Raw genomic sequence first — 19,415 nt, forward strand, 5'->3', positions numbered from 1 at the left:
TTGCTGTTTCCAACTCAGAACTTAGACGATTCTACCGCTGTATATCAGCATCGCTGCGCAAGTCATCAATTAACCCTTGCAACACCGATTGTGCACGCAACTGCTCGGCCATTTGGGCAACAAACGTTTCCATTTGTTCGTCAACCTCACCTACGCTTACGCTATCTAGCGCTACCACAGCAACGCCTTGCGGCAACTCAACCGTGCGATAGACGCTTTCGCCCTCTGCCGGGCGTGGTATACGGAAAGCTTCTTGAACAACCAATTGAGGCACAGTGGTATCGGCTTGACGGCTTACGTTATTGACCTCGAGCCAATCAACATCCACCTGCTGACTTTCCCGCAGGTTGTCGACCAGCGCCTGCGCTTCTTCACGCAGCGCCTGTTGCTGCTGCTCGGCGGCTACCGAGACTTCAACCTCATCGCGCACTTCATCAAGTGGCAGCAGCGTCGCATCGCGGTGCTCGGCTACGCGAAGTACCAAGCGTCGATCCTGATCCAACTCAATCACTTCGCTGTTGTAGCCCTCTTCAAGCACATCGCCACTAAACGCCGCAGAGATCACGCCAGGCTCAGACAGCACCCCGTCAGCCTCATCATCACGGGCGAGCCAATCGCTCTCCTGCAGGGTCAGATCAAGATCATCGGCAACGCTCTGCAGGTCATCCGCTGCGAAGCTCTCATCAATCAGCTGTTGGACACGTTGGTTAAACTCATCGCCAACATCACGTAATGCGACTTCACGCGCCAACTCATCACGCTGCTGTTCAAAAGTGGGGCCCTGAATATCCGTCACCTGAATGATGTGGAAAGCGTTATCCAACTCAACCGGTTGGGAAACATCGCCCTCTTCGAGGCCAAAGGCCGCTTCATCAAAGCTGTCGCCAAAGAAGCCACGGCTAATGACCCCCAGATCGCCACCCTCTTCTGCGCTGGCGGTATCATCAGAGTAGCGCAAGGCGGTATCTGCAAACGTCTCACCGCTGTCTAGCGCTTCCCGGGCAGTCTCAGCCAATTGCTGCGCCTCATCCCGGCTGCGCTCATCACCAAAGGTGATCATGATATGGGATACTCGGCGATCGGCATCGCGATTTTGCTCGCGCCATGCGTCACGCAGTGCCTGTTCGTCTACGTCACGGCCTTCTGCCATGGATTGGCGATCAATCAACACATACTCAAGGCGCACCTGCTCGGGGCGCTCATAGCGCTCCTGGTGAGCATCATAATAGGCTTGGAGATCGTCCTCGCTAACATCCACATCAGCCTCGACGTCATCGCTATCCAGGATCAGATATCGGAAACTACGCTGCTGGCGCTGTAGCTCAGCGAGGCGCTCTTGTTCGTTCGGCAGGCTAAAATCACTGAAGGCTAGGCCCTGCTGTAAATGCTGACGCTGAATATCGACACGTAACTCTTCACGGAATGCAACCGGCGTATAGCCCGCACTGGCGAGACGGTTGCGGAACACCTCTGCGGAGAAGCGACCATCCTGATCGTGAAATTCCGGCAGGCTGACAATTAACTGATCTAATTGCTGTTCAGAAACGGCAAAACCACCCTCCTCAGCATACTGGGATAGTAGCTTCTGAGTAATCAACTGATCGAGCATATCGCGGCGCAGAGCGCGCTCTTGCTCCGGCGGCACTTGACCAGAACGTAGCGCGCGCTGAACTTCCAGCTCAAGCTGTTGGCGCATAATCGGCTGACCGTTGACGCTCGCGACTTCGTTTGGATCATCGCCAAAAAGTCCAAACAGTGACTCAATCCCGAAAAGTGCCATGGCCGCGACCATAACACCGATAATAATTTTGGCACCCCAGCTCCTGGAGCCATCTCGAATACTTTGCAGCATGCTAGCCTCAGATAGTCACAGCCAAACAGATCGGCCCGCTAACCCGACAAAAATAGTGGGTTAGAAAATAACATGGGCGCATCGCCAATGCGATGCGCCCATTAGGTTACAGCAAACGCGGTCAAATTAGTTGACGGCGTCTTTCAGCGCTTTACCTGCTTTGAAGCTGGGTACTTTGGCGGCGCTGATCTGGATTGGCTCACCCGTTTGTGGGTTACGGCCAGTACGAGCGGCACGCTCTTTGATCGCGAAGGTACCAAAACCTACCAGAGATACGCTTTCGCCTTTTTTAAGGCTATCGGTGACAGACTCCACCATGGCATCCAATGCGCGGGTTGCCGCTGCTTTAGGAATATCTGCAGACGCGGCAATGGCTTCAATCAGCTCGGACTTATTCACTCTTCACCCCTTGACTGTTTCAAAAAAATGGCTCTGAACGGCATGGTCACCGATGGATACGACGATCAAAGCATAGCTGCGTTTTATAGCAATGCCTTGAAACATCTGTCAAGCAACCATGCCGCGAGATACCCGCCACACAAGCAGCGGGCAAATATTAAGTAAAATTAAAGACCAACGAGGACTTTAACAGCTTAATGAGTGCTAGCAACGACGTTATTACTAAACGATGCTTCGGTGCTTTTCAATGGCGCACCGTCTTCTACCTTATCAGCTAGCGCTACGGCTAAGACATCATCTATCCAGCGTACCGGACGAATATCCAATGCACCTTTGATATTGTCAGGTACTTCCTTGAGATCACGGCGGTTTTCTTCAGGAATTAGCACTGTCTTTATACCACCGCGGCGGGCTGCCAGCAATTTCTCCTTCAGTCCGCCTATCGGCAATACTTCTCCGCGTAGATTGACTTCACCGGTCATTGCCACGTCGCAGCGTACCGCACGCTGGGTGTAAGCGGAAACAATCGCCGTCACCATGGCAATACCCGCACTGGGCCCATCTTTAGGTGTTGCCCCTTCAGGAACGTGGATATGCAGATCCTCTTTTTCGAACCGCTCAGGATCAATGCCATACGCTTCTGCCCTCGCACGCACGACTGTGTGGGCGGCACTCACCGACTCTTTCATCACATCGCCAAGTGAGCCGGTCTTATTAATTCGTCCTTTACCCGGCGTCACCACTGACTCGATATTTAGCAGCTCTCCACCCACCGATGTCCAGGCAAGCCCTGTGACTCGGCCGATCTGGTCGTCCTGCTCCGCTAAGCCATAACTGTAGCGGCGTACGCCCGCGTAGTGCTCAATTTGCTCAGCCGTTAAGCTCTGCCCCGCTTGGACGGCTTGCGGGTCACGTTCTTGCTCAAGCCGTTCACGTAACACTTTGCGCGACACCTTGGCAATCTGACGCTCTAACTCACGCACACCGGCTTCTCGCGTGTAGTAGCGAATAAGCTCTAAAAGTGCGCTATCTTCCAGCGTTAACTCATCGCCTTTTAAACCGTTTGCGGCTAGCTGCTTGGGCAATAAGTAGCGTTTAGCGATAGCCAGCTTCTCATCTTCGGTGTAACCCGGCAAACGAATAATCTCCATGCGGTCAAGCAGTGCACTGGGAATATTCATCGAGTTAGCGGTACAGATGAACAACGTCTCAGAGAGATCGTAGTCGAGCTCCAAGTAGTGATCGCTAAAGCTATTGTTCTGTTCAGGATCAAGCACTTCGAGCAGCGCAGAAGCCGGGTCACCGCGATGATCCATACCTAGCTTGTCGACCTCATCCAGCAAGAACAACGGGTTTTTAACCCCGGCTCTGCTCATCCGCTGCATCAACTTACCCGGCAACGAGCCAATATAGGTGCGCCGATGACCACGAATTTCCGATTCATCGCGGACACCACCCAGCGCCAAGCGAACATACTTTCGATTGGTGGCACGAGCGATGGACTGGCCAAGCGACGTTTTGCCCACCCCAGGCGGCCCGACGAGGCACAGCACCGGGCCCTTCATCTTGCGCACGCGCTTCTGTACGGCAAGATATTCCAGGATACGCGCTTTGACCTCTTCCAGGCCGTAATGATCTTCATCCAGCACTTGTTGCGCTTTGATGAGATCATGCTTGACGCGCGTACGTTTTTTCCATGGAACAGCGACTAACCAATCCAGGTAGGAACGCACCACAGTCGCTTCGGCAGAGTTTGAGGCCATCATTTTGAGCTTATTGAGCTCTTGTGTGGCTTTCTCAGACGCCTCCTTCGGCATACCGGACTCTTGAATCGCCAGCTCGTACTTCTCGGCCTCATTGGGCACATTATCCAGCTCACCCATCTCTTTCTGGATAGCTTTCATCTGTTCGTTGAGGTAGTACTCGCGCTGGGTCTTCTCCATCTGCTCTTTGACCCGCGAGCGGATGCGTTTCTCTACTTGAAGCAGATCGATTTCAGACTCAATCAGCGCCATCAGATGCTCAATACGATCACGCACCCGATCCATCTCCAGCAACTCCTGTTTGTCACCAATTTTAAGTGACAAGTGGGCACAAATAGTGTCCACCAAGCGGCTTGGATCTTCTATCCCTGACAGCGAGTTAAGCACTTCGTTGGGGACTTTTTTGGAGAGCTTAACGTACTGTTCGAACTGGTTGAGCAGCACACGCACCAGTGCTTCTTGCTCACGGCTGGTAAGCGGCTCACTCTCACGGGGCGTTAAATGCGCTTGAGTATAGCCTGCAGCGTTCTCTTCGACATTTAGAACATCCGCTCGGAAATTACCCTCAATGAGCACTTTCACCGTGCCATCGGGCAACTTAAGCAGTTGCATGATGTCTGCCACGGTGCCCATAGCGTAGAGATCCGCGTTGTCAGGCTCATCTTGAGACGCTTCACGCTGAGCCACTAGTAGCACACGCTTATCAGCCTCCATCGCCGCTTCGAGCGCCAGGATAGACTTTTCACGACCTACAAAAAGAGGGATAACCATTTGCGGATAAACAACCACATCGCGCAATGGCAAAAGGGGTAGACATTGTGTCTGTTCGGCGTTCTGCTGCATCGCAGACGTTCCTCGACAAATCGGATGAGTACTTAAAAGAGTACTTGGAATAGTACTGCACACTTTTCAAGATGCTTGCGTTTAAGACGTTAGCATTGAATCCGCTATGCAGTAACACTTCACGAATTAGGCTTTGTAGCTCTCTAGCTAAATAACTAGGCTTCACAACACGCTTTATAAGAGCACTCTACAACAGAGCTCTACAGGAACTCTCTATAATGACTCTGTGTAATAACTCTCTGTAATAGCTCTCTGCAATAGCTCTCTGCAATAACAAGGGGTCGCCTAGGCGACCCCTTGGTTTAGCGCAAGCGGGTTGAAGCTGGGCCGCGATACTCGACTAACCACTAACCATCAGTGCCGTCGACACGTGTTTCTTCCTGCTGAGAGTAGATCAGCAGAGGCTCACTCTCACCAGCAATCACCGAGCCATCGATGACGACTTTGCTGACGCCTTCAAGCGATGGGATTTCGTACATGGTATCCAGCAAAACAGACTCTAAAATAGAGCGCAGCCCGCGTGCACCAGTCTTTCTCTCCATGGCTTTTTCAGCCACAGCACGTAACGCTTCATCTCTAAACTCAAGCGTTACATCTTCCATTTCAAACAGCTTAGCGTACTGCTTGACCAGCGAATTCTTAGGCTCTGTTAGAATCTGCACTAATGCATCTTCTGTCAGTTCCATCAGTGTCGCGATGATCGGCAAACGACCCACAAACTCTGGAATCAAGCCGAATTTAACCAGATCATCAGGCTCAACATCGGCCAGCAATTCACCCACCCCACGGGAGGACTCCTTGCTTTTCACCGCCGCATTAAAGCCGATACCGCCCTTCTCAGCGCGATCACGAATAACTTTATCTAGCCCTGCAAAAGCACCGCCAACGATAAACAGAATATTGCCCGTATTAACCTGGACAAACTCCTGCTGGGGGTGTTTGCGTCCGCCTTGAGGCGGCACAGAAGCAGTCGTACCTTCAATAAGCTTCAGCAATGCTTGCTGAACGCCCTCACCCGAGACATCGCGAGTGATCGAAGGGTTATCCGATTTGCGTGAAATCTTGTCGATTTCATCGATATAAACAATACCGCGCTCGGCTTTTTCGACGTCGTAATCGCACTTCTGCAACAGCTTTTGGATGATGTTTTCAACATCTTCACCGACATAGCCGGCTTCCGTCAGCGTGGTTGCATCCGCAATGGTAAAAGGTACATTCAGTAACCGCGCCATAGTCTCTGCTAGCAGCGTTTTACCACTACCAGTGGGACCAATCAGCAGTATGTTTGATTTACCTAGTTCTACATCGCCGTCACGTACATCTGTTTTCAGACGCTTGTAGTGGTTATACACCGCTACGGAAAGCACCATTTTGGCGCGATCCTGTCCAATGACGTAGTCATCAAGCGTATGACGTATTTCGCGAGGCGTAGGTAAACGCTCCTCATCGCTCTCGGCATCGGCTTCGAGAACTTCCTCGCGAATGATGTCATTACATAAGTCGACACACTCATCGCAGATATAAACGGACGGGCCCGCAATCAGCTTACGCACTTCATTTTGATTTTTTCCACAAAACGAGCAGTAGAGCAGTTTGCCACCTTCGTCCTTGCCTTTGCCGTCGGCCATTCGCATACCTCTATCACTGCGGCGGCTTTCGCCGCCGGAAAAGCTCGTTAGAAAAGCAGAATCCTATCACGCTATCAGGATGTAGGCCGCTTATCCAGCACTGCATCAATCAAACCATACTCTTTGGCTGTATTGGCGCTCATGAAATTATCCCGGTCGGTATCACGCGAGACTGCTTCAATATCCTGACCCGTATGATGGGCAAGAATTTGATTCAGCTTTTCGCGAATACCCAAAATTTCACGGGTATGAATTTCGATGTCAGACGCTTGGCCCTGATAACCACCCAGCGGCTGATGAATCATCACCCGCGAGTTAGGCAAGCAGTAACGTTTGCCAGCAGCGCCTGCTGTCAACAATAGTGCGCCCATGCTAGCCGCCTGACCAATACAAACTGTAGATACATCTGGCTTCACAAACTGCATAGTGTCGTAAATCGACATACCCGCGGTGACAGAACCACCTGGCGAGTTGATATACAGGTGAATGTCTTTATCGGGGTTTTCTGATTCCAGGAACAACAGCTGGGCGACAACCAGATTAGCCATGTAGTCTTCTACAGGGCCTACCAAAAAGATCACGCGCTCTTTCAAAAGGCGTGAGTAAATGTCGTAGGCTCTTTCCCCTTTGGCGCTCTGCTCAACCACCATGGGCACTAAACCGCCGGCGTTTTGAATATCAAACTCACTCATTCAGGTGATTCCTTGCGTCCGGGAAGGGAAAGGCGCACCGACATAAAGGTGCGCCACGTTCCAGGGTGTTAGGCGCTAGCTTGCTCGCCTTCTTCAGCACCCTCATCTTGCTCTGCCTGCTGTTGCGCAGCAGCAAGGGCTTGTTGGTAAGACATTTCAACGTCTTTAATGTTCGTTTGCTCAAGCAGCTTAGCAACCGCTTTCTCTTCGAGAATGGCAGATTTTACCTGGGTTTTCAGTTGCTCGTTACCCATGTAGTAGCTAACCACTTCATCAGGATCTTGATACTGCTCAGCAAGCTCGGCCACTTTTGCTTTGATCGCGTCATCGTCAGCGTCAAGTTCGTTAGCCTTGATCACCTCAGCTAGCAACAAACCGACCTGAACGCGCCCCTTGGCCTGCTCTTCGAACAATTCGTTAGGTAGCTGACTGACATCAAAGTCTTCGCCTAGACCAAACTGCTGCGCCGCTTGGCGCTTCATGCCGTCAGTCTCTTGCTGAACCAGTGCGCTAGGCACAGGAATTTCGTTAACTTTTTTCAGCGCATCAAGTACTTGCTGCTTAACCCTGTTATCAACGGCTTGCGACGCTTCACGGGTCATGTTCTTCTTGATTTCAGCGCGGAATTTTTCCTGGTCGCCGCCTTCAACGCCAAAGCGCTCGATAAACTCAGCGTCTACTTCGGGCAATTTCTGGCTGCTGACTTTATGCACTGTCACCTTAAAGGTGGCTTCTTTGCCAGCCAAATGTTCGGCCTGATAATCTTCTGGGAAGGTGACATTCAGCGTCTTCTCTTCACCCGCTTTAGCGCCAATTAACTGCTCTTCAAAGCCAGGAATAAAGCTATTGGAGCCAATGACCAGCGAGTGACCTTCGGCGCTACCGCCTTCAAATGGCTCATCACCAATGTAACCCTGGAAGTCGATAGTGACTTGGTCACCGTCGGCGGCAGCAGCGTCTACTTCTTCCCAGGCGGCGTTTTGCTTGCGCAAGGTATCGATCATTTCGTCGACATCAGCATCGCTGACGGAAACCACCGGACGCTCAACCTCTGTCCCTTCGATAGAGGTCAGCTCAACCTGCGGGTAAATTTCCATTACCGCAACGAACTCTAAATCTTTACCCGACTCATTGACCGATGGTTCAATTTGCGGGAAGCCAGCCGGGTTCAGGCCTTCTTCGGTAATAGCGCGCACATAGCGCTCGCGCATTACTTCGCTTACCACCTCGTTACGGACGTCTTGACCGTAGCGCTGCTGAACTACTGCCATTGGCACCCGGCCCTGGCGAAAACCATTCAAGCGAACGTTCTTCGCGGTGTCTTTCAAGCGAGCACTTACGGCCCCGTCAATTTCGGCAGCCGGCACTTGGATGGTAATGCGGCGTTCGATCTGGGAGGTCGTCTCGACAGAAACTTGCATGAATTGTCCTCTAACGGCTGGGCGTTGTGTTGATTGCATGTAATTGTGCTGATTGCATCTAAAAAGATCAAAGGGGCAATTTTAAGAACCCCAACGCATAGTGGCAAGCGCCATGCTCGCAACATGGGGGCAGTGATTTTGAAAAACAAGGGAATATGCGAGCAATTAACCGCTTTATGGCGTGTTCGGCTTAATTATTAGCTCCACGCTGCGTAATTTGTACCATTCTACTGCTTTGTACGTCTTGCAGCGACTTTTTCAATCACTGTAGTAAAACTACTAGTTGGCTTGACGCTCACCTGACCACCAAAGGCTTATCGCATGAAGCAACACACCAAGGGTTGCACCATGCGAGATAAGCACCTGCCAACTGATCCAGTCTGTAAACAGCGCGTGCCAGCCGCCCATCACAGCCATTCCTAATAACAGCATAATAACTAACCGCTTGCACAACTGCGGCAGTCTGCGACGTGCCTCGACCGCCAGCAAGCGCCACTGCACTACGGCCGCGAAAGCCACCAGCGCTAAAGCGAAGATAATTAGCGTCTGGCGGGTTTCATATCCACCCGCCATATAGCGTGGCAGCGTTGCCAATATAACGATACATAAGCCTAGCGCAACACTAATGCGCTCAGGCGAGGTAGGCGCTCGCTGCATCGCTTAGGCCACCTCTAATTGCTGGGCAACGATCCACTCTTCCACCCAGGGAACAGCAGCATCGTCGGCCATAAAGGTTTCCATGGCATCAACCTCTAGGCGCTCGCCCAATCGAGTCGCGCCATGATCCACCAACAATTCATCAAGCGCCCGGCCTGCGCCACAAAAGGTATCGCCGTAAGAGCTGTCACCCAGCGCGATGAGCCCATAACGAAGCGAAGTAAGCGTGGGGCTTTTCTCGCGCAAATTACGCACAAAGGGTACAAAACTGCCGGGAAAATCACCGCTGCCCGTGGTCGATACACAAAATAGCACCAAATCAGCATCACCACCGACAATATCATCGACAGAGGGCTGCTCATGAATAGTTACAGCGTAACCTGCCTGTTCAAATAGTGGCTTCACCTGTTCTGCCACGTCTAGGGCACCGCCATACATAGTACCCACCAAAATATTCAGCTTCGGCATCGTCACTCCCCTGTCAAAGTGTCACAGTGCCAACCGTCAAGTCGACAAATACCCGATGAATTTGCTCAAATATTAACATGACTGGTTAGAATGAGACACATCACCTGCAACGGGTGATTCACATGCAGCACACAGGAGTGGCTATGCAGCAAACCTTCGAGACCTGGATCACCCCACTAATGATTGGCGGTCTTATCATCTTTATGTGCTTTATTATCTGGGACTTGGCCAAAAAATCGAACGCAGGCAAATTTGGTACCATCATGCTGTTTGTGGTGCTAGGCGCTGGCATGCTGGGCTACGTCATTAAAGTGGTGATTACTTGGCTGATTGAAGGCGGTGGCATTTAATAGGCACCGCAGCCGATCACCACAAAGGCGTCTTCATCACAACCCTCACTGTAACGCCGACCACAAATAGAAAAGGAGCGCCCGAAGGCACTCCTTTTAAAGGACATACGTCTTATTAAGCTTGAGATTTAGAGCCTACGACTGCAGCCAAGCCCTTCAGAGTAGATCCCCACATAGACCAAAAGACTACTCACCACCTACATAGTGCTCAACCTGCTGTTTGAGCTTTTGGCCCGGACGAAACGTCACGACTCGACGAGCAGAAATAGGAATTTCTTCCCCGGTTTTGGGGTTCCTTCCTGGTCGCTCGCGCTTATCACGCAGATCAAAGTTACCAAACCCCGACAGTTTAACCTGTTCGTTTTCACGCAGGCAGGCTCGAATCTCTTCAAAAAAAGCTTCGACCATGGCCTTCGCTTCTCGTTTAGACAACGCTAGCTCCGCATGCAAATGTTCAGCTAGCTCTGCTTTGGTCAACGCACCCATAAGGCTTCTCCTTATCCTTGCAGCAAACACAGCAACAAACGCCCTGTAGCAAACTTACAGTGGCAAACGCATTGCCAAGAACGTGATAAGCATCGTGACGTGGCCCAGGTACGTAGGTACCTATTAAAGCTACTTACCTAGCCGCGCAGCTCCGCATCGAGCTTGACACGCACTTGTGTCACAATTGAATCGACCAACTGATTGATTTCCTCGTCGTTTAGCGTGCGCGATGGATGCTGCCAGGTCAAGCCCAATGCAACACTCTTGCACCCTTCGGCGACACCTTTACCGGCATAGACATCAAAAAGCTTGATGTCTTGCAGGTATTCGCCCGCTTGCTGCTTGGCACAATCTAGTAGCGCCTGCACCGGTGTCGCTTCCTTGAGTATAAACGCCAAATCACGCCGCACCTCAGGAAAACGTGATAGTGGTTCAAAAGCGGGAATCCGGCCTTTGCTGAGCGCATCCAGGCGCACTTCAAACAATACGGCATCCATTTTTAAGCCGAGCGTTGCACGCACCTGCGGGTGCAAAGTACCGATCCAACCCGCAGGCTCTCCATGGTGCAGCAGCTGCGCACTTTGACCAGGATGAAGCGCTGGATGCTCAGCAGGCTCAAAACGCCATGCGTCAGCGTTACCGCCCAAGGCCAGGAGGCTTTCTAAATCGCCTTTTAGGTCATAGAAATCTACCCGATCTTTCGCATCACTCCAGCCCTCGGCTTCCCGTGGGCCACATACCAGGGCGCCGAGCATCGGCACTTGTGACAGCGCATCCAGTTCGCCGTTAAAGACCAGACCGGTTTCAAACAGTCGCACACGGGTTTGCTGGCGGTTAAGGTTGTACTCCAAGGCACGCACCAAGCCGGGAAACAGGCTAGCGCGCATCACCGATAGATCAGCCGAGATCGGGTTAGCGAGCGCAGGGCTTACGGCATCAGGCAAAATGGCCGCCTGTAGCTCGGGCGCCACAAAACTGTAGGTAATCGCTTCCTGAAAACCGCGCGCAACCATCTGACGGCGCAACCGTGCCTGAGTGAGCGTTGCCTCGTCTGCGGAGCGCAGTGCTAAGCGCGCCGCAGGACGTCGTACCGGTAAATTATTGTAGCCATGGATACGCGCCACTTCTTCGATAAGATCTTCTTCGATAGCTAGATCAAAACGCCAGCTTGGCGCGGTGACGGCCCAACCGGTATCCTGCACGCGGACATCAAGCCCTAGGCGCTGCAAGATATCGGTCACATCATCGCTATCGAGTGCTTTTGATAGCGCCTGTTCTAAACGCGCACTGCGCAAGAGAATCGCGCGCTCTGCGGGCATATGCTCAACACTTTGTGTTTCAACAACAGGCCCAGCCTGACCGCCACAGATTTCAATCAAAAGCTGCGTGGCCCGCTCGACGGCAACTGGCGTCAACTGCGGATCAACACCGCGCTCAAAACGGTGTGATGCATCAGTGTGCAACCCGTAGGAACGCGCTTGGCCAGCAATCGCAAGCGGGGTAAAGAAGGCTGATTCAAGGAAAATAGTCTGGGTATTTTGATTAACGCCGGAGTTTTCACCCCCCATCACCCCTGCCATGGCTAGCGGACCGGAATGATCGGCGATCACCAGCGTCTCAGGACGCAGCGCCACGTCATTACCATCAAGCAGCGTTAGCTTCTCGCCTGGCTTGGCCATGCGCACAACCATGCCCCCTTGCAGGTTGTCACGATCAAAGGCGTGCATCGGCTGGCCTAATTCCAGCATGACGTAGTTGGTAATATCCACGACTGGGTCAATAGAGCGCACGCCACTGCGGCGCAAGCGCTCGACCATCCACAGCGGTGTTTCGGACTTAACATTGACACCCTTGATTACGCGGCCAATATAGCGAGGGCACTGCTCGGGCGCCTCAATACTAACTGTGAAGCTATCCTCAATGGTAGCCTCCACCGGCGCTATTGCCGGCCCATTAACCGGCAAACGGTTGAGCACACCAACTTCACGCGCCATCCCTTTAATGCTTAAGCAGTCGCCGCGGTTTGGCGTCAAATCGACTTCAATCGTCATGTCATTAAGATGCATGAACTCTCGAAAGTCGTCACCCACTGGCGCTGAAGCCGACAGCACCAGAATGCCCGGCGATGTCTCCTCTTCAAGCCCCAACTCGGAGGCTGAACAGATCATCCCCCGCGATTCAACGCCGCGCAGCTTGGCTTTTTTGATCTTGAAGTCACCCGGCAGCACACCACCCACCTGGGCAAAGGGTACTTTCTGGCCAACATCGACATTGGGCGCCCCGCAAACAACCTGAACCGGTTCGCCACTACCGTCATTAACGGTGCAGACATTGAGCTTGTCTGCATCAGGGTGCTTCTCTTTACTCAGCACCTCAGCTACCACTACGCCGCTAAAGGCGGCGGCTACCGCCTCAACAGCGTCGACTTCCAAGCCCGCCATGGTGATCTGGTCGGCCATTGCCTGCGTTTCAAGCTGCGGGGAAACCCACTCACGCAGCCACTGTTCTGAAAATTTCATGGTTGATCCTGTATTCGGCGGCGGTCTTAAGCGAATTGACGTAAAAAACGCAGATCGTTTTCAAAGAACAGGCGCAAATCATTAACGCCGTAGCGCAGCATTGCCAAACGCTCAGCCCCCATGCCGAAGGCAAATCCGGTATAGCGCTCGGTATCAATGCCCGAATGACGAAATACCTCAGGGTGCACCATGCCGCAGCCCATCACTTCCAACCAGCCACTATGGGAACAGACGCGACAGCCTGCCCCGCTACACATCACGCACTGAATATCCACTTCGGCGGAAGGCTCAGTGAATGGGAAGTAGGAGGGGCGAAAACGCACCGAAAGATCGTCGCGCTCAAAAAATGCCTGCAAGAAGTCTTCAATGGTTCCTTTAAGGTCAGCAAAACTAACCCCTTCATCCACCAACAAGCCCTCCACTTGATGGAACATCGGCGTGTGGGTCAAATCGGAGTCGCTGCGATAGACACGCCCAGGGCAGACGATACGAATGGGCGGCTCGCTGGTTTTCATGGTGCGCACTTGCACCGGCGAGGTGTGAGTACGTAGCAAGCGTGTGGCGTCAAAATAGAAGGTATCGGCCATGCCACGCGCAGGATGGTGCGCAGGAATATTGAGGGCTTCAAAATTGTGATAGTCGTCTTCAATTTCAGGCCCTACCGCCACGTCATAACCAATACGTGTAAACAGACCCTCTATACGTTCGAGGGTGCGCGTTACGGGATGCAACCCTCCACTGGCCTGGCCACGCCCTGGCAAAGTGACATCGATACTTTCAGCGGCCAAGCGGGCATTCAGCGCAGCACTCTCAAGCTGCTGACGCTTGGCATCAATTTCATCGGCCAGTGTTTGCTTGGCTTGGTTAATACGCTCGCCTGCCGCCGGGCGCTCTTCAGCTGACAGCTTACCCAGGCCTTTCAGCAAGGCAGTTACCTCACCTTTCTTACCTAAGTAGCGTACTCGTAACTCGTCTAGTGCGGCGACACTCTGCGCTGCCTGAATGGCGTCGCGCGCCTCAGAGACCAGAGTAGGAAGGTGATCCATCCGTTTCACTCCGAATTAAGCGGTGTCCATCCGTGAAGATGGCGTGGCACGTTGAAGGTGACAAAAAAACAGGGGAAGAGCGGCTGCTCTTCCCCTGGATGGGTCACACTGAAATGACCTCAGGTACGTAACACGGGCAAACGCCCAGTGCCTACTACCTTATTGGGCAGCCTTGGCTTTTTCCACGATGGCAGCAAATGCAGCCTTCTCGTGTACCGCCAAATCGGCCAATACTTTACGGTCGATTTCAATACCGGCTTTCTTAAGACCGCCTACAAAACGGCTGTAAGACATGCCGTTTACGCGTGCACCAGCGTTAATACGCTGGATCCAAAGCGCGCGGAACTGGCGCTTACGGTTGCGACGGTCACGGTAGGCGTACTGGCCCGCTTTGATAACGGCTTGCTTGGCAACGCGGAAAACACGCGAACGGGCACCGTAGTAACCTTTGGCAAGCTTCAATACTTTTTTATGGCGACGACGCGCTACTACGCCACGTTTAACTCGAGTCATAACACACTCCTGACTTTAAGGCTGAGGCAAAAAAATTGTGCACTCAGAAAAACGAAAACCCGACTTATAGATTCGGCAGCATACGCTGGATGAGCGCTTTATCAGACGCGTGGATCTGCTTCATTCCACGCAGTTGACGCTTACGCTTGGTCGATTTCTTGGTCAAGATGTGGCTACGGTGAGACTGCTTGTGCTTAAAGCCATTAGCAGTCTTCTTGAAGCGCTTGGCAGCGCCGCTGTTGCTTTTGATTTTCGGCATGAGGAAAACTCCGCTCGATATTTTTTAGAAAACCCAGGGCCGACCACCGGTTTAACGGTGGCCCGTTGACATCGCCGTTGGATCACTTCTTCTTCGGGGCAATAATCATGATCATCTGGCGGCCTTCCATTTTAGGAAAGGCCTCTACCACTCCGATCTCTTCCAGGTCTGCCGCGATCCTTTCCATCAGTTTTCGGCCGATGTCCTGGTGCGCCATTTCACGACCACGGAAGCGCAGTGTGACTTTGCCCTTGTCACCACCTTCCAAAAAGCGCGTCAGGTTTTTAAGCTTGACCTGATAATCGCCCTCATCGGTGCCAGGACGGAATTTAACTTCCTTAACCTGGATTTGCTTCTGCTTCTTCTTTTGAGCCGCTTTCTGCTTCTTGGTCTCAAAAACAAACTTGCCGTAATCCATAATCTTACAGACGATGGGGTCGGCATTCGAAATTTGCACGAGATCTAAGCTCTCAGATTCAGCACGCTCTAGCGCTTCGGTGGTGGGCACAACACCCAACTGCTCACCGTCGCTACCAATAAGGCGTACTTCTTCTTCGACAATTCGCTCGTTCATTGGTGGGCGTTTGTCTGCTGGACGCCCGCGCTGGTTGCTTCTCTTGATCGTTCCGTCTCCTTAGGCAATTGACGATGTCGCCAGGGCTGCTCTCTCGGCAGTATGGCGTTCAATAAACTCATCGACCGTCATTGTACCGAGGTTTTCGCCGCTGCGTGTTCGCACGGCCAGTGAGTCAGCTTCGACTTCCTTATCTCCCACCACAAGGAGATAGGGAACTTTCTGTAACGTATGCTCACGGATTTTAAAGCCGATCTTCTCGTTCCTCAAGTCCGCTTTAACACGCAAGCCACTTTTTTGCAGGCGTTTCTCCAAATCAAGCGCATATTCGCGCTGTGAATCGGTGATAGTCATGACAACCGCCTGCTGTGGCGACAGCCATAATGGCATAGCGCCCGCATAATGCTCAATCAGAATCCCCAAGAAACGCTCGAAGGAGCCTAAAATCGCGCGGTGAAGCATCACAGGGGTCTTCCGTACGCCATCTTCATCAACGTACTGAGCCCCTAAACGCCCTGGCAAGTTAAAATCGAGCTGTAGCGTACCACACTGCCAGACACGATTCAGGCAATCGCGTAGTGCAAATTCAATTTTAGGGCCATAAAAAGCCCCCTCACCCGGCTGGAGATCCCACGCCAGGCCCGTCGCATTCAATGCAGCCTCAAGCCCTTGCTCGGCCTGATCCCACATTTCTGCCTCGCCTAAAAAGTCTTCCGGGCGCGTTGAAAGCTTCAGTTCAACATCTTCAAAACCAAGCGTCTTATAAACTTGCAGCGTGAGCGCTATAAAATCTTCCGCTTCAGCTTGGATCTGGCCTTCAGTACAGAAAATATGCGCATCATCTTGGGTAAAGCCGCGCACGCGCATCAGACCATGCAGCGAACCAGAAGGCTCATTACGGTGGCAACTGCCGAACTCGGCCAGACGCAGCGGCAAGTCACGGTAGCTTTTCAGGCCCTGGTTAAACACTTGCACATGGCAAGGGCAGTTCATCGGCTTGACCGCGTATTCGCGCTTCTCAGACTCGGTGGTAAACATCAGCTCACTGTAATGCCCCCAGTGCCCGGATTTTTTCCACAAAGAGAGGTCAACCACCTGGGGCGTTTTGATTTCCTGGTAGCCATGTTCGCGCTGAATGTTGCGCATGTACTCTTCCAAGGCCTGGTACATTGTCCAGCCATTGGGATGCCAAAACACCATGCCCGGCGCTTCTTCCTGAATATGGAATAAGTCCATTTTGCGGGCGAGTTTACGGTGATCGCGCTTCTCGGCTTCTTCAAGACGCTTGAGATATGCTTTAAGCTGTTTTTTATCGCCCCATGCGGTGCCATAAATACGCGTTAGCATGGTATTGGCAGCATCGCCACGCCAGTAAGCACCGGCCAACTTAGTCAGCTTAAAGGCTTTTAAGTGGCGAGTATTTGGCACGTGCGGACCACGGCACATGTCGGTGTACTCTTCGTGATGATAAAGCCGGATCTTCGCATCATCGGGAATGTCGCGAACGATTTCCTGCTTATAGGGTTCATCACGGTGCAAGAAGGTCAGCATTGCCTGATCGCGATTGACGTATTCGCGTACTACGTCGTACTCGCGCTCAATCAGTGACAGCATACGCTTTTCTATCGCTTCCAGATCCTCTGGAGTAACAGATTGACCGAACTCGATATCGTAGTAAAAACCGTCATCAATGACCGGCCCGATCGCCATTTTGGCCTCGGGGTACATCTGTTTGACCGCATGACCAATGAGATGAGCACAGGAGTGACGGATAATTTCCAGCCCCTCCTCGTCACGGGCTGTAATAATGGCCACTTTCGCGTCTTGCTCAATCAGATCAGCGGCATCGACCAGCACACCATCGATTTTCCCAGCAATGCACGCCTTGGCCAAACCAGGGCCAATGGATTCTGCAAGCTGCATAATGGTCAGTGGTGCTTCGAACGTTCTTTGACTGCCGTCGGGCAGAGTAACAATAGGCATTCAGGTTCCTTGAGCGCAGTGGTGATCCATACCAAGGATCACATTTCGCTATCAATGGTCTTGGGAGGTGCAAAATATACCGCTATAAAACAGCGACAAGCCTAGCAGACTTACCTGGCGCTTAAAATAAAAACGGGAGGCATGAGCCTCCCGTTTCTTTACCTGTAGGATGCCGTTAGCCGTTTAAAGGCAATCAGCAAACCTCAGACGACAAGTGAACTTAGTTCCACTCATCCAGTTCAACGCGACGGTTCTGGAAGCGACCTTCTTCAGTCTCGTTAGAGGCGATCGGGCGCTCTTCACCGTAGCCAACCGCACGCATGCGGTTAGAGGCTACACCGCGGCTAGCGAGGTAAGCTGCAACAGACTGAGCACGCTCTTGTGACAAGTTTTTGTTGTACTCGTCAGAACCGCGTGAATCAGTGTGACCTTCGATGCTTACGCGCACATCAGGGTTGCTAACCAAACGCTCAGCGACACCGTTCAGTACATTCTGAGCGTTAGAAGTCAACTGAGCAGAATCAAACTCGAAGTTAACATCTTGTAAAACAACGCTATCCGGGCAACCCAGGGCGTTAACTTCTACGCCAGCAGGGGTATTCGGGCACTGATCACGGTAGTCCGGCACGCCGTCGTTATCGGAGTCAAGCGGGCAACCGTTGGCATTAACTTCAACGCCAGCAGGTGTGCCTGGGCACTGATCACGGTAGTCCGGTACGCCATCGCCATCAGAATCTAGCGGGCAACCTTGGGCGTCAACAGCAACACCAGCAGGAACTTCGCCGTAGCTTGGGCACTGTGGTGCAACCGGCTCCGGTGTACGGTCAGCACATAGCAAACCGCCGATAGCAGCACCAGCAGCGGCACCAGTAGCAGCACCGCTCTCTTCATCAGAACTGCTGCTGGTGGCGTAGCCAATGCTGCCACCGATTAAGCCGCCCGCCAAACCGCACACTGCAGGATGCTGGTACCAGCTACGGTCACTGCTAGCGCTTGATTGGCCGGAAGGCTGAGAGGCCGAGCTGGCACAGCCAGAGAGGCCAACTACCAGCGCAGAACCGATTAGCAAACCAGTCGTTGATTTTTTCATGCAAGACTCCTTCTTGATCCAATGCTGAAATGGTCATAAGTGACCAAATCTGTCCAATGCTTCTTATTTGCGAGAGCATCCATTTTTCGCCTGTCCTGCATCGTCAGTTAACGCTCCAAGCTCCCAGTACAAATAGCAACGTACTAATCACCTAGAACCCGATCAATACAAAACGGTGTGCCTATCATTAACGCTTAAGCGCGAGAAGGCAACAATGCCAAGATATCAACTTCTTGCCAATACCGACATCCTTCAGCATAGCAAAATTGCCGCGATAGGCATTAAAAATTAGTTTGTTATACATCTTGTCGGCTCAAACCGCTCAAAATCAAGATTAATGCAGTGCATTTTTACCTTTGGAGCGCCATTTTAACACTGCTTGTGCGGCTTCCAACACGTCTTCACGCATCTCATTTTCTGCCATCAGCCGTTCTTTGTCCTCTTGCATGCGCTCTCGGGCGGACAATTGTTGACGAGCTGAATGGGTATTCAAATGTTGAGTGCGACTATAATGCTCAGCAAATGCCTTAAATTCCGCTCGTTCCGTTAAGCTAGGGTCAATGATTTCAAGAAGTACCTTGCAGCGCCAAGCCCCCTCAGTAATATCAACCTGCTCCTGAACAAGCGCGCTTGCAACATAATCTAGATTTTCTAAGCTGTTTTGCTGAGCGCGAGCATCTTCATCGCGCCGGTAAGCTTCTCGACGACTGACTTCTTTACGTAAAGACCATGCGTAGAGGCATAGGCCTATAATCACTGCAATCGCCACGGCCAGTAATACCAGCGCTACCGTTGAGCTCATGAAACTCCTCATTAAGCGAATAAATTACTTGACGAAAATTGTACACCCTTATACCACCATTAGGCCAATG

General features: G+C 52.2%; 18 protein-coding genes. 1 reads left to right on the forward strand and 17 read right to left on the reverse strand.

Translation table 11 applies throughout. The annotated features are described in order from the left end of the window. Positions 1–31 precede the first annotated feature (31 nt). From J7J49_RS01900 to J7J49_RS01935, 8 genes are all read right to left on the reverse strand, one after another. A complete protein-coding gene (locus tag J7J49_RS01900) occupies positions 32–1,852 on the reverse strand; it encodes a SurA N-terminal domain-containing protein (RefSeq protein ID WP_215089797.1) in 1,821 nt (606 codons plus the stop codon). A gap of 126 nt (positions 1,853–1,978) precedes the next feature. Beyond that, a complete protein-coding gene (gene hbs, locus J7J49_RS01905) occupies positions 1,979–2,251 on the reverse strand; it encodes a non-specific DNA-binding protein Hbs (protein WP_035579518.1) in 273 nt (90 codons plus the stop codon). 194 nt (positions 2,252–2,445) lie between these two features. Next, on the reverse strand, positions 2,446–4,857 hold the full coding sequence (gene lon / locus J7J49_RS01910) for an endopeptidase La (protein ID WP_064233759.1): 2,412 nt from the start codon (positions 4,855–4,857) through the stop codon (positions 2,446–2,448). 347 nt (positions 4,858–5,204) lie between these two features. Continuing rightward, positions 5,205–6,485: an ATP-dependent Clp protease ATP-binding subunit ClpX gene (gene clpX, locus J7J49_RS01915; RefSeq protein ID WP_064233761.1), complete on the reverse strand. Its 1,281-nt coding sequence runs from the start codon at positions 6,483–6,485 to the stop codon at positions 5,205–5,207. Positions 6,486–6,559: 74 nt separating this feature from the next. Beyond that, complete coding sequence (clpP, locus tag J7J49_RS01920) at positions 6,560–7,177, reverse strand: ATP-dependent Clp endopeptidase proteolytic subunit ClpP (protein WP_007114336.1); 618 nt, start codon at positions 7,175–7,177, stop codon at positions 6,560–6,562. A gap of 68 nt (positions 7,178–7,245) precedes the next feature. Continuing rightward, positions 7,246–8,598: a trigger factor gene (tig, locus tag J7J49_RS01925; RefSeq protein ID WP_215089798.1), complete on the reverse strand. Its 1,353-nt coding sequence runs from the start codon at positions 8,596–8,598 to the stop codon at positions 7,246–7,248. Positions 8,599–8,877: 279 nt separating this feature from the next. Beyond that, a complete protein-coding gene (locus J7J49_RS01930) occupies positions 8,878–9,255 on the reverse strand; it encodes a hypothetical protein (protein ID WP_215089800.1) in 378 nt (125 codons plus the stop codon). A gap of 3 nt (positions 9,256–9,258) precedes the next feature. Further along, positions 9,259–9,723: a flavodoxin gene (locus J7J49_RS01935; RefSeq protein ID WP_064233769.1), complete on the reverse strand. Its 465-nt coding sequence runs from the start codon at positions 9,721–9,723 to the stop codon at positions 9,259–9,261. 143 nt (positions 9,724–9,866) lie between these two features. Here J7J49_RS01935 and J7J49_RS01940 point away from each other — a divergent pair, with 143 nt between their 5' ends. Continuing rightward, positions 9,867–10,073 (forward strand): DUF2788 domain-containing protein, encoded by a 207-nt coding sequence (locus tag J7J49_RS01940; RefSeq protein WP_064233771.1) that lies wholly within the window; start codon positions 9,867–9,869, stop codon positions 10,071–10,073. A gap of 186 nt (positions 10,074–10,259) precedes the next feature. Here the strand turns inward: J7J49_RS01940 and J7J49_RS01945 are convergent, their stop codons facing one another. The 9 genes from J7J49_RS01945 to J7J49_RS01985 all read right to left on the reverse strand — a co-directional run bounded on the left by J7J49_RS01945 (position 10,260) and on the right by J7J49_RS01985 (position 19,345). After that, entirely contained in the window at positions 10,260–10,559 is a 300-nt protein-coding gene (locus J7J49_RS01945; protein ID WP_035579533.1) for an integration host factor subunit alpha, read from the reverse strand. Between the two features lie 137 nt (positions 10,560–10,696). Further along, entirely contained in the window at positions 10,697–13,078 is a 2,382-nt protein-coding gene (gene pheT, locus J7J49_RS01950) for a phenylalanine--tRNA ligase subunit beta (RefSeq protein WP_215089802.1), read from the reverse strand. A gap of 26 nt (positions 13,079–13,104) precedes the next feature. Next, the gene (gene pheS, locus J7J49_RS01955; RefSeq protein WP_215089804.1) at positions 13,105–14,124 is read right to left on the reverse strand and encodes a phenylalanine--tRNA ligase subunit alpha; all 1,020 of its coding nucleotides are present in this window, start codon (positions 14,122–14,124) and stop codon (positions 13,105–13,107) included. A gap of 159 nt (positions 14,125–14,283) precedes the next feature. Continuing rightward, positions 14,284–14,637: a 50S ribosomal protein L20 gene (gene rplT / locus J7J49_RS01960; protein WP_007114344.1), complete on the reverse strand. Its 354-nt coding sequence runs from the start codon at positions 14,635–14,637 to the stop codon at positions 14,284–14,286. A 64-nt stretch (positions 14,638–14,701) separates the two neighbouring features. Then, positions 14,702–14,896: a 50S ribosomal protein L35 gene (rpmI, locus tag J7J49_RS01965; protein WP_027959586.1), complete on the reverse strand. Its 195-nt coding sequence runs from the start codon at positions 14,894–14,896 to the stop codon at positions 14,702–14,704. Positions 14,897–14,978: 82 nt separating this feature from the next. Continuing rightward, positions 14,979–15,470: a translation initiation factor IF-3 gene (infC, locus tag J7J49_RS01970; protein WP_009287797.1), complete on the reverse strand. Its 492-nt coding sequence runs from the start codon at positions 15,468–15,470 to the stop codon at positions 14,979–14,981. Positions 15,471–15,530: 60 nt separating this feature from the next. Continuing rightward, a complete protein-coding gene (thrS, locus tag J7J49_RS01975; protein WP_215089806.1) occupies positions 15,531–17,453 on the reverse strand; it encodes a threonine--tRNA ligase in 1,923 nt (640 codons plus the stop codon). A 220-nt stretch (positions 17,454–17,673) separates the two neighbouring features. Continuing rightward, complete coding sequence (locus tag J7J49_RS01980; RefSeq protein WP_215089808.1) at positions 17,674–18,543, reverse strand: OmpA family protein; 870 nt, start codon at positions 18,541–18,543, stop codon at positions 17,674–17,676. A 334-nt stretch (positions 18,544–18,877) separates the two neighbouring features. Next, the gene (locus tag J7J49_RS01985) at positions 18,878–19,345 is read right to left on the reverse strand and encodes a DUF2489 domain-containing protein (RefSeq protein ID WP_064233783.1); all 468 of its coding nucleotides are present in this window, start codon (positions 19,343–19,345) and stop codon (positions 18,878–18,880) included. Between the last annotated feature and the right edge of the window lie 70 nt (positions 19,346–19,415).

The sequence above is a fragment of the Halomonas sp. ISL-56 genome (genome assembly GCF_018612805.1).
GTDB lineage: Bacteria > Pseudomonadota > Gammaproteobacteria > Pseudomonadales > Halomonadaceae > Vreelandella.

Excerpts from the sequence above, each read along its gene's own strand:
- J7J49_RS01945 (WP_035579533.1), bottom strand. The coding sequence starts at position 10,559 with ATGGGTGCGTTGACCAAAGCAGAGCTAGCTGAACATTTGCATGCGGAG.
- pheS (WP_215089804.1), bottom strand. The coding sequence starts at position 14,124 with ATGGATCACCTTCCTACTCTGGTCTCTGAGGCGCGCGACGCCATTCAG.
- J7J49_RS01935 (WP_064233769.1), bottom strand. The coding sequence starts at position 9,723 with ATGCCGAAGCTGAATATTTTGGTGGGTACTATGTATGGCGGTGCCCTA.
- clpP (WP_007114336.1), bottom strand. The coding sequence starts at position 7,177 with ATGAGTGAGTTTGATATTCAAAACGCCGGCGGTTTAGTGCCCATGGTG.
- J7J49_RS01985 (WP_064233783.1), bottom strand. The coding sequence starts at position 19,345 with ATGAGCTCAACGGTAGCGCTGGTATTACTGGCCGTGGCGATTGCAGTG.
- clpX (WP_064233761.1), bottom strand. The coding sequence starts at position 6,485 with ATGGCCGACGGCAAAGGCAAGGACGAAGGTGGCAAACTGCTCTACTGC.
- tig (WP_215089798.1), bottom strand. The coding sequence starts at position 8,598 with ATGCAAGTTTCTGTCGAGACGACCTCCCAGATCGAACGCCGCATTACC.
- J7J49_RS01930 (WP_215089800.1), bottom strand. The coding sequence starts at position 9,255 with ATGCAGCGAGCGCCTACCTCGCCTGAGCGCATTAGTGTTGCGCTAGGC.
- pheT (WP_215089802.1), bottom strand. The coding sequence starts at position 13,078 with ATGAAATTTTCAGAACAGTGGCTGCGTGAGTGGGTTTCCCCGCAGCTT.
- thrS (WP_215089806.1), bottom strand. The coding sequence starts at position 17,453 with ATGCCTATTGTTACTCTGCCCGACGGCAGTCAAAGAACGTTCGAAGCA.
- lon (WP_064233759.1), bottom strand. The coding sequence starts at position 4,857 with ATGCAGCAGAACGCCGAACAGACACAATGTCTACCCCTTTTGCCATTG.
- J7J49_RS01980 (WP_215089808.1), bottom strand. The coding sequence starts at position 18,543 with ATGAAAAAATCAACGACTGGTTTGCTAATCGGTTCTGCGCTGGTAGTT.
- rpmI (WP_027959586.1), bottom strand. The coding sequence starts at position 14,896 with ATGCCGAAAATCAAAAGCAACAGCGGCGCTGCCAAGCGCTTCAAGAAG.
- rplT (WP_007114344.1), bottom strand. The coding sequence starts at position 14,637 with ATGACTCGAGTTAAACGTGGCGTAGTAGCGCGTCGTCGCCATAAAAAA.
- J7J49_RS01940 (WP_064233771.1), top strand. The coding sequence starts at position 9,867 with ATGCAGCAAACCTTCGAGACCTGGATCACCCCACTAATGATTGGCGGT.
- J7J49_RS01900 (WP_215089797.1), bottom strand. The coding sequence starts at position 1,852 with ATGCTGCAAAGTATTCGAGATGGCTCCAGGAGCTGGGGTGCCAAAATT.
- infC (WP_009287797.1), bottom strand. The coding sequence starts at position 15,470 with ATGAACGAGCGAATTGTCGAAGAAGAAGTACGCCTTATTGGTAGCGAC.